Source organism: Salifodinibacter halophilus (assembly GCA_012999515.1).
In the GTDB taxonomy this organism is placed as follows: domain Bacteria; phylum Pseudomonadota; class Gammaproteobacteria; order Nevskiales; family Salinisphaeraceae; genus Salifodinibacter; species Salifodinibacter halophilus.
Genome location: JABEEB010000001.1, coordinates 236,699 through 251,109, shown reverse-complemented (window position 1 = coordinate 251,109; position 14,411 = coordinate 236,699). Strand labels below are relative to the sequence as shown.

The 14,411-nt window shown below is 53.5% G+C and carries 11 protein-coding genes; all 11 read left to right on the top strand.

Translation table 11 applies throughout. The annotated features are described in order from the left end of the window. The first annotated feature begins 246 nt into the window (after nucleotides 1-246). The 11 genes from HKX41_01180 (at nucleotide 247) to HKX41_01130 (ending at nucleotide 14,315) form a co-directional block, all read left to right on the top strand. The gene (locus HKX41_01180) at nucleotides 247-633 is read left to right on the top strand and encodes a 5-carboxymethyl-2-hydroxymuconate Delta-isomerase (protein NNC22771.1); all 387 of its coding nucleotides are present in this window, start codon (nucleotides 247-249) and stop codon (nucleotides 631-633) included. Nucleotides 634-646: 13 nt separating this feature from the next. Further along, nucleotides 647-2,170, top strand: a complete 1,524-nt coding sequence (gene hpaE / locus HKX41_01175; protein NNC22770.1) for a 5-carboxymethyl-2-hydroxymuconate semialdehyde dehydrogenase — start codon at nucleotides 647-649, stop codon at nucleotides 2,168-2,170. 59 nt (nucleotides 2,171-2,229) lie between these two features. Beyond that, a complete protein-coding gene (locus tag HKX41_01170; protein ID NNC22769.1) occupies nucleotides 2,230-3,108 on the top strand; it encodes a fumarylacetoacetate hydrolase family protein in 879 nt (292 codons plus the stop codon). After that, a complete protein-coding gene (gene hpaH / locus HKX41_01165) occupies nucleotides 3,105-3,908 on the top strand; it encodes a 2-oxo-hepta-3-ene-1,7-dioic acid hydratase (protein NNC22768.1) in 804 nt (267 codons plus the stop codon). The genes HKX41_01170 and hpaH overlap by 4 nt, the downstream gene beginning before the upstream one ends. 8 nt (nucleotides 3,909-3,916) lie before the next feature. Continuing rightward, entirely contained in the window at nucleotides 3,917-4,708 is a 792-nt protein-coding gene (locus HKX41_01160; GenBank protein ID NNC22767.1) for an HpcH/HpaI aldolase/citrate lyase family protein, read from the top strand. Between the two features lie 44 nt (nucleotides 4,709-4,752). Then, complete coding sequence (locus HKX41_01155; protein NNC22766.1) at nucleotides 4,753-6,654, top strand: 3-hydroxybenzoate 4-monooxygenase; 1,902 nt, start codon at nucleotides 4,753-4,755, stop codon at nucleotides 6,652-6,654. Next, nucleotides 6,647-7,780 carry a 3,4-dihydroxyphenylacetate 2,3-dioxygenase gene (gene hpaD, locus HKX41_01150; GenBank protein ID NNC22765.1) on the top strand — a complete coding sequence of 378 codons (1,134 nt, stop codon included), beginning with the start codon at nucleotides 6,647-6,649 and terminating at the stop codon, nucleotides 7,778-7,780. Before HKX41_01155 ends, hpaD begins: the two co-directional genes overlap by 8 nt. Before the next feature lie 72 nt (nucleotides 7,781-7,852). Continuing rightward, on the top strand, nucleotides 7,853-9,460 hold the full coding sequence (locus tag HKX41_01145) for a glucose-methanol-choline oxidoreductase (GenBank protein NNC22764.1): 1,608 nt from the start codon (nucleotides 7,853-7,855) through the stop codon (nucleotides 9,458-9,460). Between the two features lie 64 nt (nucleotides 9,461-9,524). Beyond that, nucleotides 9,525-11,012 (top strand): aldehyde dehydrogenase family protein, encoded by a 1,488-nt coding sequence (locus HKX41_01140; protein ID NNC22763.1) that lies wholly within the window; start codon nucleotides 9,525-9,527, stop codon nucleotides 11,010-11,012. Nucleotides 11,013-11,172: 160 nt separating this feature from the next. Further along, the gene (locus tag HKX41_01135; GenBank protein NNC22762.1) at nucleotides 11,173-11,646 is read left to right on the top strand and encodes an Lrp/AsnC family transcriptional regulator; all 474 of its coding nucleotides are present in this window, start codon (nucleotides 11,173-11,175) and stop codon (nucleotides 11,644-11,646) included. Nucleotides 11,647-12,605: 959 nt separating this feature from the next. Further along, nucleotides 12,606-14,315, top strand: coding sequence for an alpha-keto acid decarboxylase family protein (locus HKX41_01130; protein ID NNC22761.1), 1,710 nt, complete (start codon nucleotides 12,606-12,608; stop codon nucleotides 14,313-14,315). Nucleotides 14,316-14,411: the final 96 nt, after the last annotated feature.

The window sequence follows — 14,411 nt, the reverse complement described above, 5'->3', positions numbered from 1 at the left end:
GATGCCTGCTTTTTTGGCTCTGGGTCCACGGGCACTCGAGGTATCGGTATCCAAGTCGCGCCAGTCGGCGTTGCAACCACCCGATCGACTGGCGCCAAAGCCCGATGCATCCCCAACTTATGTAGTCACGGCTAATGGTTCTGCTCACCTCTAATTAGACTTTGGTCTAAGGCCATTGGGATTGACATTCGCTATATTTATTTAACATGCTAATTAATACATAGATCATCTAAGGACACACCACTCATGCCTCACCTGTGCATGGAATATTCGGCCAATCTCGAAGATCGCGTCGACCTGGGTGGTTTATCCGGCCAATTACTGGAAACGTTGCTGGACACCGGTTTTTTCGAGCCGGGTGCGGTGCGGGTGCGAGCTCTTCGCTGCGAGACTTACGCCATAGCCGATCGACTGTCCGACAACGCTTTTCTCGATGCCTCACTTCGTATCGGAGTCGGACGCAGTGAATCGGACTGCCAGCAGCTCGGCACGGCGCTATTCGATTGCTTTCAGCAAGAGCTCGCGCCGCTTTTCGAGACCCCGTATTTCGCTCTGTCGTTTGAGATACGCGAGATCTCACGTGAATTGAGCTGGAAGAACAACGCTATTCATTCACGCCTGCGGCAGACTTAATTCTGGAGTTTTCATGACCTCTTTCGAAGAAAACCTTACCAAGGCGCAGTATTACCTGGAACGCTTTCGCAACGGCGGCGTATTGAACCAGATTGGCGGCCACACCGTGCCAGCGACCAGCGGTAAAACCTTTGAAACCATCTCACCGATCGACCAGACACCTCTGGCGAATGTGGCCCACGGTGGCGCCGAAGATATTGACCAGGCCGCCCGAGCCGCTCAAGAAGCCTTCCAAAGCTGGCGGGCACTGAGTGGCGCCGAGCGCAAGAAGATTCTCCATCAGGTTGCCGATGCCATCGAAGCCCGTGCCGAGGAGATCGCACTCGTCGAGTGTATGGATACCGGCCAGTCGCTGCGCTTCATGTCAAAGGCAGCCTTACGCGGCGCGTCTAATTTCCGCTATTTCGCCGACCAGGCGCCCCAGGCGCGTGATGGCCAATCGTTGCAAGCGCCGGGCCAGATCAATATCACCACCCGCACGCCGCTTGGACCAGTGGGCATCATTACGCCGTGGAATACGCCGTTCATGCTCTCCACTTGGAAAATCGCGCCAGCCTTGGCCTCTGGCTGCACGGTCGTGCACAAACCGGCAGAACTATCACCCCTGACCGCCCGCCTGCTGGTGGAGATCGCCGAGGAGGCCGGACTGCCGAAAGGGGTCTGGAATACCGTCAATGGCTTCGGCGAAGACGCCGGCAAGGCGATAACCGAGCACCCGGCGATCAAGGCGATCGGTTTTGTCGGCGAAAGCCGCACCGGCCAAACCATTTTGAAACAAGGAGCGGACACGCTTAAGCGCGTGCATTTCGAGCTGGGTGGCAAAAACGCCGTGGTGGTGTTCGCCGATGCGGATCTCGATCGCGCCGCCGATGCGGCGTTGTTCATGATCTATTCGTTAAACGGTGAGCGCTGCACGTCCTCCAGCCGATTGCTAGTCGAGGACTCCGTGCACGACGAGTTCGTAGCCAAACTCGCCGAGCGGGCGGCCAATATCCGCATCGGCCACCCACTGGATCCGGACACGGTCATCGGGCCGCTGATCCACCCCAGCCACGAAGACAAGGTATTGTCGTACTTCGATATCGCCCGTGAGGAAGGAGCGACTATCGCCACTGGTGGCGAGAAAGTCGATGACAGTGACTTCGTCAACGGCTGCTATGTCCGCCCGACGCTATTCACAAACGCTAACCCATCGATGCGCATCGCCCAAGAAGAAATCTTCGGGCCAGTACTCACGGCCATGTCCTTCAGCACTGAGGATGAGGCCTTGCAACTCGCCAACGATGTGCCTTACGGCCTGGCTGGCTATGTCTGGACTTCGAATGTCACTCGGGCGCTGCGATTCACCGAGCAGATGGAGGCCGGCATGATCTGGGTCAATTCACAGAATATACGACACCTACCCGCGCCCTTCGGCGGCATGAAGTATTCCGGTCTGGGTCGCGACGGTGGCGACTGGTCGTTCGACTTCTATATGGAAACCAAAAACATTGCCTTCGCTAAGGAAGATCTGCCCAGCACCCAGCTCGACGGGTAAACCTCACGGGCTTCCATCCGATTCAAAACGAGTGTTTTTGAGCAACAAGGCAGCATCCGATGTCGACACTTTCCCGGCCACGTTTTGCTAGCTTCTTCTACCAAGGATGGCGCAGCTATGGCGCGATAACTGACCAGGGCGTTCTAGATCTGGGCCCGTTCCATGGGAGGCAATGGCCGACGCTGGACGACGCGATCGCCGATAGCGCCCTGAGGCGGCTGGCTGAAACCGCAGCCGGGGCGTCACCCGATATCAACGTTGGCGATGTGCAATTCGATATCCCGGTTGCCCGGCCCGGCAAGATCATCTGCATTGGGGTGAATTACCCTGATCGAAACAGCGAATACAAAGATGGGCAGGATCTACCGCCCTATCCCTCTGTGTTCGTGCGTTTTCCGGAAAGTTTTACTGGCCACGACCAACCATTATTGCAGCCTCCGGAATCGGAAAAGCTCGATTACGAGGGCGAAGTCGCACTCGTCATTGGCAAGGCTGGACGCCGTATTTCAGAGCGCGATGCGCTGGATCACGTCGCAGCCATCACCCTGTGCAATGAAGGCACGATCCGCGATTGGGTCCGGCACGCCAAGTTCAATGTCACTCAGGGCAAGAACTTCGATCGCTCTGGCGCCATGGGACCCTGGCTGGTGCCTTTCGAGGCAGAAAGCCAGATCGCCGATATTCGACTGACCACGCGTGTCAACGGGGAGATCCGCCAAGATGATCGCACCGCGCGCATGATGTTCCCGTTTCGTTACCTCATTAGTTACATCTCCACATTCACCACTCTAAAACCGGGCGATGTAATCGTCACGGGCACGCCGACCGGTGCCGGAGCGCGTTTCGATCCCCCGGTTTGGTTGCAGCCCGGAGATCGCATCGAGGTGGAGGCCGAGGGCATCGGCGTGCTCGCCAACGGCGTGGAGGTTGAACGATGACGCTGACCAACGCGCAGACCAATACGGCAGCTGGAGCCTTGATCGAAGCAGAGGCTGAACGGCGTCAGATTGGGCTACTGTCTCGCGATTATCCAGATATGACGCTCGATGATGCCTACGCCATCCAAGCAGCCCATATGCAGCGCAAGCTAGCCGCTGGTCGGACCATCCTGGGTTGGAAAATCGGCCTCACCTCGAAGGTGATGCAGGATGCTCTGGGCATTAGCACCCCGGATAGCGGCGTGCTGTATGACGATATGTGCTTTGCTGATGGTGCCAACATCCCGGACACTCGCTTCATCCAGCCGCGCGTGGAAGTGGAGATCGCTTTCGTGCTCAAGGCGCCATTGGTAGGCGACGTCAGTTACGAGGATGTGCTGGCCGCCACGGATTACGTTGTGCCCGCCATAGAGATCCTGGATACCCGCATCCTGCGCCAGGATCCCGAAACCGGCCAGCCGCGTCGGATCACGGATACAGTCTCCGATAATGCCGCCGATGCCGGCTTCGTCGTCGGTAAAGCCCGGCATGCGCCGGAAGCCTTCGACCTGCGCTGGGTCGGCGCCATCGTCAAGAAAAACGACGAAACAGTGGCCACAGGTCTTGGTGCCGCCATACTCGACGATCCCGTGACTGGACTCGTTTGGCTGGCACGTCGCATGCAGACCTATGGCCAGCATATGGAGGCGGGGCAAACCATACTCGCCGGTTCCTTCATCAGCCCCATCGAATGCCCCCCGGGCACTGCCATCCATGCCGATTTCGGCTCGTTTGGTCACGTTGGCCTCGATTTCGAATAGAGGTTTCTATGCCTGCCCCCGCCAATCATTTCAAGACCTGCCTGAAACAGCACCAGCCGCAGATCGGTCTCTGGGTCGCTTGCGGCGATCCCTCGGTCGCGGAAATATGTGCCCAAACGGGCTTCGACTGGCTTGTTATCGATGGTGAGCATGGTCCCAATGGCCTGCGCGACATACTCGGCCAATTGCGCGCCGTTGGTGCGCGTTCCCACCCGGTCGTGCGCGTCCCGGATGATAATCGAGCCACCATCAAGCAAATACTTGATATCGGCGCACAAACTATTCTGGTGCCGATGATCGAATCGGCCGCGCAGGCCGAAGAAGCCGTCAAGTCGGTAACTTACCCGCCCCAAGGCAAACGCGGCATCGGCGCCGCTCTGGCCCGCGCCTCGGGTTACAACACCTATTCGGAATATCTGGCCACCGCCGATGAACAAGTCTGCTTGTTAGTACAGATTGAAACCACTGTCGGACTGCAAGCGCTCGACAAAATTCTCGCGGTAGGTGGCGTCAATGGCGTATTCATCGGCCCAGCCGACTTAGCCGCCGACATGGGCCACCGTGGCAACCCGAATCATCCGGACGTCATCCAAGCGGTCGAACAAGGTATCAGCCGCATCGTCGCCGCCGACAAACCAGCCGGCATGCTGACTTCCAATCAGGAGCTGGCGACCCGCTGTCTGGAACGGGGCGCAACTTTTGTCGCCGTCGGTAATGATGTCAATTTGCTAGTCAAATCGGCGCAAAACCTTTGCACATCTTTCAGGCGTTATTCGGCATCGGATCGACGCGAGCAATAACAGCAACGCAGACAACAGACCCAAACATGTAAGGCGTTCGTGTAATGCAATTCCATCACTATGGTTACGTTACAGGTGATCCCAGAATTGAACAGGCAGCTGGCGTTGGCATTGACCGGCCCGTGGATCTTCCCGACGAAGTCGATGTATTGGTCCTCGGCGCCGGCCCGGCTGGCGTAGTCACCACTGCCCAGCTGTCGCAGTTTCCGGAGGTTACAACCCGGCTCATAGAAGCCCGGCCACACCGACTGGGAGTCGGCCAAGCCGATGGCATTCAGGCGCGTAGCGTTGAAACCTTTCAGGCTTTTGGTTTTGCCAATCGCATCATAGAAGAGGCTTACCGTATAACGGAAATGGCCTTCTGGCGCCCGGACCCAGACAACCCGTCCTGCATCAAACGGCAGTCAGTGCCCATAGATGACCCGGGCGGCATCAGCGAATTCCCACATCTGATTGTCAATCAGGCGCGCGTACAGGATCACTTCGTCGATTTCATGAAGCAATCTCCGGCGCGTCTCGAGCCCGATTACGGTATCGAATTCGTCCGCTTAGACAATAACGGGCAAGGTGATTACCCGGTCGCTGTGCGGGTACGTTATACCGCCGGCGAACGCCAAGGCGAGGAACGCACCGTGCACGCCCGATACGTGGTCGGTTGTGACGGCGCCCATAGCAAGGTCCGCAAAGCAATCGGGCGAAAAATGGCGGGCCAACAGGCGGCCCACGCCTGGGGTGTAATCGACGTGCTCGTGGATACCGACTTCCCGGACATTCGCACCAAATGCATCATCCAGTCGAAGTCTGGGGGAAATATTCTGCACATTCCGCGCGAAGGTGGCCACCTCTTCCGCATGTATGTCGACTTGGGCGAGGTCGCAACGGATGAGCAAAGCCGCAGAGTGCAAGAAACGACTTTTGAAGAAACGGTCGCCAAAGCCAATGAAATCCTTCATCCCTACCAAATCGACGTTAAAAGCCTTGTGCGTTATAGCGTCTATGAAGTCGGCCACCGCCTAACCGATAAATTTGATGACGTGGATGATCCGGCTAGTCAGACCCCACGTGTGTTCATCACCGGCGACGCCTGTCATACGCACAGCGCCAAGGCCGGGCAAGGCATGAACGTCTCCATCCAGGACGGCTTCAATATCGGCTGGAAACTCGGCCATGTTGTGCAGGGCATCAGCCCGGAATCCTTGCTCAACACCTATTCCACGGAGCGCAAGGAAGTCGCTAAAAACCTGATTGATTTCGACCAGCAGTGGTCGAACCTGATGGCGACGCCGGAGGAAGATTTCGACGACCCGGCCGAGCTCGAGGATTTCTACGTCAAAACTTTTGAATTCCCGGCCGGCTTCATGACGGAATACCAGCCGTCGATGATCACCGGCAAAAACACCCACCAACATCTCGCCACGGGGTTTCCCATCGGCAAGCGTTTCCACTCAGCGCCCGTGATTCGGGTCTGTGATGCCAACCCGCTTGAGCTGGGTCATCAGGCAAGGGCCGATGGCCGCTGGCATATCTACGTCTTCGCTGATAACCCAGCAACTGGACCTGCTGCCGTCGAGAATTGGGCCTCTTGGGTCGCAGGATCGTCCGACTCCCCCGTCCGCGCACATACCCCAGCAGGGGCTGGTTTCGACAGTCTGTTCGATATCAAGGTGATCTATCAGCAGCTCCACCGCGACGTCGAAATCAACAATGTCCCCACAGCCTTCCTGCCTCGGGTTGGCCCCTTCGAGCTCACCAACAGGGAGAAGATTTTTGCTGTGGATGCTAATAGCGACATCTTTGATGCACGCGGTATAGATCGTCGCCAAGGCGCTGTGATAGTGGTCCGACCGGATCAGTATGTCGCCCACGTGCTGCCACTGACTGCAACCGACGAACTAGTGGCGTTCTTCAACAGTTGCATGCAGCACGGGAGTAGCCGAAATGAGTGAAACACAACTGACTTCCGCCGGCTTCTACGTTGCGCCGGAGGCGTTCGTGCCGACCGATAATCCGGTCCCGACCCCACAGACACCGCCGCCGGATATCTTACGCTGCGCCTATATGGAGATTGTGGTCACTGACCTGGCGGCCTCTCGCGCATTCTATGTCGATGTGCTGGATCTTGTCGTCACCGAGGAAGACGATAGCACCATCTATCTACGCACCGCCGAGGAGTTCATTCATCATAATTTAGTGCTGCGTCAAGGGGCGGTCGCTGCGGTCGCTGCCTTCGCTTACCGCGTACGTTCGCCCGAAGAACTTGACAAGGCTGTCGCCTTCTACAAAGAGCTGGACTGCCGGGTCGAGCGCCGGTCAGATGGCTTCACTCGGGGCATTGGCGACTCAGTTCGAGTGGAGGATCCGCTGGGTTTTCCTTGTGAATTTTTTTACGACATCAAACACGTCGAGCGTCTTGCCTGGCGTTACGACCTGCAAGGCCCGGCAGCGATAGTTCGGCTTGATCATTTCAACCAGTTCACCCCAGATGTACCACGAGCTACACGCTTCATGCAGGATCTGGGTTTTCGTGTCACCGAGGATATCCAAGATAATCAGGGCACCATCTACGCATCGTGGCTGCGCCGCAAATCGACTGTGCACGACACAGCCATGACCGGCGGCGACGGCCCACGCATGCACCATATCGCCTTCGCCACCCACGAAAAACACAACATCCTGGCGATCTGCGACAAGCTTGGCGCGCTACGTATATCTGATTGCATCGAGCGCGGACCAGGCCGCCACGGCGTATCAAACGCTTTCTATTTGTACATGCACGATCCCGATGGTCACCGGATCGAAGTTTATACTCAGGATTACTACACCGGCGATCCCGACAACCCAGTCATCACCTGGGATGTGCATGACAACCAGCGACGCGACTGGTGGGGCAATCCGGTCGTTGCCTCGTGGTATAGGGATGCCTCCTGCGTACTCGACTTGGACGGCAACCCGCAGCCTATCGTTGCCCGAACGGACAACTCCGAAATGGCCGTGACGGTTGGCGCGGATGGGTTCTCGTATACCCGTAAAGCGGATGCGAGCGACGAACATGAGAAAGGGCACCAATTGTGATCCCCCTCGCGGTTACCTGGCAGCGGACCTTCCAACTTTTGTCCCAATGACTCAAATAATGGGGGTGGCAATATGCGTACAGCTGAATATGACTATATTGTTGTCGGAGCAGGATCTGCCGGCTGTGTTGTTGCTCACCGCCTACTGACCGAAACCGATGCCAGCGTGCTCTTACTCGAAGCCGGCGGCTCAGATAACAATTTATTGATTCATATGCCTTCAGGTGTAGGCAAGGTGATTCCGACCAAAACCTGGCCTTACATGACCGAACCTGAATCCGGAGCGGCTAATCGCCGAATGACTCTGGCCCAGGGCAAACTGATGGGCGGCAGCAGCTCGGTCAACGGCATGATCTATATCCGGGGGCATCGCCAAGATTATGATGCTTGGTCCAGTGAGCATGGCTGTACCGGATGGAGTTTCGACGAGTTACTGCCCTATTTTCGAAAAGCTGAGGCCAATGAAAGCCTGCACAATGAATTTCATGCCAGTAACGGCCCACTGCCGATTTCGGAAAACCGCTATCGCCACCCACTGTCGATGGCCTTCATCCGCGCTGGCCAGGCAAAAGGTCTGAACTACGTCAATGACTTCAACGGATCCGATCCAGAAGGCGTGGGATTTTTTCAGACCACGACCACCAGCCGAGGTCGGCGCGCTAGCACTGCCCGAACCTATTTGAAAGAAGTACGGGATAATCCACGACTACGGGTGGTCACCAACGCCTTGGTGCACCGAGTCATATTAGAAAATGGGACTGCGTGCGGGATCGTCTATAGCCGTAAGGGCGGCACAGCGATCACAGTTCGAGCGAACGCAGAAGTAATCCTCTCTGCCGGCGCTATCGGCTCTCCCAAAATACTTATGTTGTCTGGCATCGGCCCAGCCGAACATCTGGCCGAGCACGGTATCGACTGTATAACTGATCAGCCCGTGGGTGACCATTTGCAGGACCATCCTCATGTCTCGATTAACGCCACAACCCACGACCCCATCTCACTATATGGGCAGGAAAGCGGTTGGGCCGCTCTCAAGAATGGATTTCAGTGGCTGGCTTTCGGTAGTGGCGTGGGAACGTCGAACGTACTTGAAGCCGCAGCTTTTATTGATACCTGTGAACAAGGACGGCCAGACGTCGAGTTCCACTTTCTGCCAGTTCTGGATACTTGGGATGATCCCGACAACGCTTTGGTCGGTTACAAACACGGCCTGACTATAAAGGCTGGCCTGCTCCAACCCCGATCACACGGCACGGTCAGATTGGCAAGTGCTGACGCCAGTGATCTGGCCAGCATCCGCGCCGGCTATCTAACCCACTCAGATGATGTCGACTGCATGGTGCGTGCCGTTGAGGCTGCCTTGGCATTTCTACAGTCGTCACCACTGGCTGATCTTTGCGAAAACATCATTCAACCCGCGCCTCATAGCTGGAATGATCGCGATCAGATCGTGGATTTTATACGCCGAACGCTGAAGACAACCTATCACCCGGTCGGAACCTGCCGCATGGGCCCCAGCGCGAACGATGCCGTCGTCGATACCGAGTGCCGAGTACACGGGGTTGATAACTTGCGCGTCATTGATGCCTCGGTTTTTCCAATCGTACCCAGTGGCAATACTAATGCCCCTACCATTGCTGTAGCGGAAAAGGCAGCCGCAGCTGTTATCCAAAACGCGTGATCTGACTAAATATTTCGACGAACTATCAATCAAATGCAATATCAGGGACATGGTGGATTCAGCTATGAGCGAGATCGAACTAAGCACGGAAGTACGCAATTTTCTGAACCAGAGACACGACCACTTCATCGGTGGTGCACAACATCCCAATAACGGCAGTGCAACAATAGCCGTGGTCAACCCGGCTAACGGCAAAACCATAGCCGAGGTGCCTAACGCCGGTTCGACAGAAGCCGATGCAGCAGTGACCGCCGCGCGCGAGGGATTTCAAGCTTGGCGCCGAGTCTCCCCGGCACAGCGCGAAATAATTCTGCGCGCACTTGCTGACCGAATCGAGGCCAACCGCGAAACGCTGGCACAAATCGAAACGTCCCAATCCGGCAAAACCATCCAGATGGCGCGTGCGTTCGAAGTTGATCAGGCTGTGCTCTTCTTACGCTACTACGCCGGTTGGGCGCAACGGATCAACGGCCAGACTATGCAGCCCTCGATCCCATCCATGAATCAGGAGCAATACGCCGCCTTTACCCGGCGTGAACCACTAGGGGTTGTGATCGGCATCATCCCCTGGAATTTCTCGTTGATGATCGCGATCTGGAAGCTAGCTTCTGCTTTAGTTACGGGCAATAGCGTGATCATCAAACCCAGCGAATATACACCGCTAACCATGCTCAAACTGGCGGAGTTAGCCACTGACGTCGGTTTGCCGGATGGCGCCCTGAATGTTGTCACCGGCGGCGGCGAGCTAGGCCAGACCCTGCTCGAACACGAAGGCTCCGACAAAGTCAGCTTCACAGGCTCAATTCCCACCGGTCGCCAGGTCGGATCCACCGCCATGAAATCCGACTTGACCCGAGTAACCCTGGAGCTCGGCGGCAAGAACCCCATGGGTTTCCTACCCGATGTGGATACAGACAAGGCCGCAGACGGCATTATCGAGGCAGGCTTTCTACATTCGGGCCAAATCTGCGCCGCGGCGGAAAACTTCTTTGTCCATCGCTCCCGCTTCGACGAGTTGATGGAGAAACTGTCTCAGCGCCTAAATCAGTTCAAAATCGGATCTCCCATGGACGAAACCACTGATTTCGGGCCGGTATCCAATGCAGAGCATCACGAGAAACTAGCCAGCTTTTTTCAGCAAGCGACCGATCATGGCAACACTATTGTCCATGGTGGCCACACGCTTGACCAACCAGGCTATTACGTTGAACCAACCGTATTCATAGCGAAATCGATTGATGACCCTTTGGCCACCCATGAAACATTTGGTCCGATAGCCACCTTTTTACCTTACGATGATGAAGATGAGTTAATCGCTTATATGAATCACGGCCCCTACGGTTTGGCAGCAAGTCTTTGGACAGAAAACATAAGTGCTGCCATGCGGCTGATTCCTGAAATTCAAGCCGGAACGGTCTGGGTTAATATGCACACCATTCTTGATCCAACAGTTCCCTTTGGTGGCGTCAAATCATCCGGGATAGGTCGCGAGTTTGGGGATGCGTTCATTGATGATTTCACTGAACTCAAATCCGTTATGATTCGATACTGAAAGGTAAAAACAGCTCGAAATCGGTGCACGAATAAATTTAAATAAGTCATCTGGCTGGGGTTTAGAAAAAATTGCAACCAACCAGATATAAAGGATACGCTCCGAGCTAAAATATTCATTCAAATCCGTCGACGCCAACGACACAATATGTGGTTATAAGATGCACCAGCTAGATCGGTCTGACTGCAAGATCCTCGCTCATTTAAAAGACAATGGGCAGCTAACAACCAATGAACTGGCCAGCAAGATTTTTTTGTCAGCTTCCCAATGTTCGCGGCGGCGGGCACGACTGGAAAAAGATAACTACATCAGCGGTTACCATGCCGACCTCAATCTCGGAAAACTAGGTTATGCCCTGACCGCTTTAATATCAATCACGTCCAATTATCACAACCAAGAAAATAATGAGCGCTTCATTGAGCTTATTAACGAAGAGACTGCCATTCTGGAAGCATTTGAGCTTACAGGCCCCATGGATTATATTTTGAAAGTGATGGTTCCCGATTTGGAAGGGTTAACGGAGTTAATCAATGACACCCTCCTTCCACACGAAAGCGTACAACACATAAACAGCGCTATCGCATTAAAAACGATCAAATCAAACAATGATTTGCTAAATAATTATAAAAACTGAAAATTTATTAATACGATTAATAAATAGTGGCTACATTATCAGAGCTTATGCTCATCGCAGTGCATAGGAAAATTGAAACAGGCGGCGTATCCAGCTGAAAGTAAAATGCCCCAGCCCATCAACCATACGGGTTGAAGCGCCCCATGCCACCGTAAACAGCTCTGATTTTACTGACACTCGTGGGTTAAAAGCATACTGTCTTCAACAGACTCAATAACTGTGGCATAGGAATGCATGTCAGATTCGACTGGTAGGGTGTCGCCGACCGGCTCGAACAAGTTCCGATGCTCAAACCTACATGGCCCAAATGACATAGCCGATTCGATGGCTCGCCGGCTTGGTCACAAACTGTCTTATCGGATCACGCCAGCCTAGAACCAGCCGGTTTCGGTTTTAGCCAAAGCGTTATCGTAAGAGCTGCCAGCTCTCCTGCCGAAGGCTTAATTCCAATAGTCGCCTAAGAACAAGGACGCACAAGCTACGCACTGCGCACAGTTCCTAAGACGGCCGCTCAAAGTTCTATCGAACCGGCGATATAGAACGCACCAGATTCTATACCAGTGCCACAGCCAGCACATGCCGATCAGCGACTAGTGCAGACCGCACCGACACAGCGCTATCCGCCAAACCATCCCCGACTTAACAGTGCCGCACCACGACTAAGCAATTTGGCCAAGCGCAACTGCATTACCGACAGGCTAAACAGTTCAACACTAGAGGTCACGCAAGTTTAGGCGCCAACCTTTGGCAATCACCGCGCCTCACCTCTTATCCCAAGTATAGCTTTTAAAATATTTTCAAAAATTGCACATAATTTGTGCGATATATATGAAAAACCAAATAATACGCACACCTATTGTGCCAAATAATATATAAGGTCATAAACCAACACATGATTTAGTTTATTTTTAAATTAATATCAATAAGTTTATATATTATTACTTAACAGGTTTGCATCTATGAGAACCACGATTGCTGACTTCCTGGTTTCCCGTATCGCTCAGATCGATTGTGAGCACGTATTTGGGGTGCCAGGTGACTTCAATTTGCAATTGATGGACCAGATACAACGATGTTCAAAAATTGATTTTATCGGTTGCTGTAACGAATTGAACGCCGCCTATGCAGCAGATGGTTACGCACGTCTAAATGGCATATCTGTCCTGCTGACAACATATGGCGTCGGTGATTTGGGAGCGATCAGTGGCGTAGCTGGCGCGGCAGCGGAACAAGTCCCTTTAGTATGTATTAGTGGAGCACCGCCATTGCATATCATGCAACAGGGAACACCGTTGCACCATACACTGGGTGATGGCAACTATAACAATGTTATGAATTGCTTCTCTCAAGTTTGTAGCGACTACGCTTGTCTGACGCCTGACAACGCCGCCTTTGAGATCGATCGTTTACTAACGAATTGCTACCACAACAAGAAACCAGTTTATATCCAAATCCCATCGGATATATCGCATATAACCATTGATGCCGAAAGCTCACACTTAGAACTTGGCAACGAGAGCAACGCCGAACAGCTTTCTTCAGCCATTTCAGCATTAACATGCCTCTGGCAAGACTCGCATAAGCCAGCGATTTTAGCCGATATGCACGCCGAACGCCTCGGTTACGACAAGTTGTTACTGGATTTTGCCGAGGCTACGTCCACCTCATATGCAACCCTCACCACTGGCAAAGCAGTTCTGCCAGAGCAACACCCCCTTTTTATAGGAGTATATCAAGGCTCTTATTCGGCCCCGGAGAGCCGCGATCTCATTGAAGAATCCGACTTTCTTATAACTACATCGCCACGTCTGATAGAGGCCAACTCCGGACATTTCACAGACCGCCTGCCTAATGAAAGCATTATTAATTTACAAACTAATGCAATCTCCATTCGCGGCGTCACATACTACGCGGTTAATCCATGTGAACTTTTAACGCATTTTCTGGAGTCTGTGCAGGAAGACGCCAAGACAAATCAGAAGCAATACAGCCCCAATCAAGAGATCCAAACGCCACCTATCCCGGAACACGCCTGCTTGACCCAAACCCGATTATGGCCTCGGATAGCCCACTTTATCGCACCGAATGATGTCGTAATCGCCGAATCAGGAACTTCAAGTCTAGGCTTGGGTGGTCAGAAACTCCCATCGGGTGTGACATATATAAACTCCAATATCTGGGGTGCAATCGGTTTCACCCTGCCCGCAGTGCTTGGAACTTGTCTCGCAGCTCCCAAACGCCGCCATTTGTTGTTTATTGGAGACGGCTCCTTTCAACTAACCATGCAGGAGTTATCGACTCTTTTACACCAAGACCAAAAACCTATCATATTTATTATAAATAACTTCGGCTATACCATTGAGCGCTTTATTCACGGCATAAACGCGTCTTACAACGACATAAAAAACTGGGATTATAGCGCTCTTCCATCAATTTTTAGCAGTTCAGACCAATATATAAGCTTCCGCGTCCAGACGGAAGGGCAACTCGAGCAGGCAATAACGACAATAAAATCCAGCAACAAGCTATCGCTCGTGGAACTCCAGCTCGATGCTTTGGACGCACCAGAATCTTTGAAAAAATTTGGATCTGCGACAGCTGAATTCGATTATGGCCATAACATCCCAAATCAATACACTTCGGAAGACACTTCACATAGTTCCATATGAAATATAAGCCAATTCACCATAACCAGCGATTGGATAAAATATAACAATAAAAAATAGATTTATTTCATAAATGCAATAAATTGCAAAAAACTCTTA

Bases quoted from the DNA above. Each gene is read 5' to 3' on its own strand.
- HKX41_01140 (NNC22763.1), top strand. From the start codon at position 9,525: ATGAGCGAGATCGAACTAAGCACGGAAGTACGCAATTTTCTGAACCAG.
- HKX41_01135 (NNC22762.1), top strand. From the start codon at position 11,173: ATGCACCAGCTAGATCGGTCTGACTGCAAGATCCTCGCTCATTTAAAA.
- hpaE (NNC22770.1), top strand. From the start codon at position 647: ATGACCTCTTTCGAAGAAAACCTTACCAAGGCGCAGTATTACCTGGAA.
- HKX41_01160 (NNC22767.1), top strand. From the start codon at position 3,917: ATGCCTGCCCCCGCCAATCATTTCAAGACCTGCCTGAAACAGCACCAG.
- HKX41_01130 (NNC22761.1), top strand. From the start codon at position 12,606: ATGAGAACCACGATTGCTGACTTCCTGGTTTCCCGTATCGCTCAGATC.
- HKX41_01155 (NNC22766.1), top strand. From the start codon at position 4,753: ATGCAATTCCATCACTATGGTTACGTTACAGGTGATCCCAGAATTGAA.
- HKX41_01170 (NNC22769.1), top strand. From the start codon at position 2,230: ATGTCGACACTTTCCCGGCCACGTTTTGCTAGCTTCTTCTACCAAGGA.
- hpaD (NNC22765.1), top strand. From the start codon at position 6,647: ATGAGTGAAACACAACTGACTTCCGCCGGCTTCTACGTTGCGCCGGAG.
- HKX41_01180 (NNC22771.1), top strand. From the start codon at position 247: ATGCCTCACCTGTGCATGGAATATTCGGCCAATCTCGAAGATCGCGTC.
- hpaH (NNC22768.1), top strand. From the start codon at position 3,105: ATGACGCTGACCAACGCGCAGACCAATACGGCAGCTGGAGCCTTGATC.
- HKX41_01145 (NNC22764.1), top strand. From the start codon at position 7,853: ATGCGTACAGCTGAATATGACTATATTGTTGTCGGAGCAGGATCTGCC.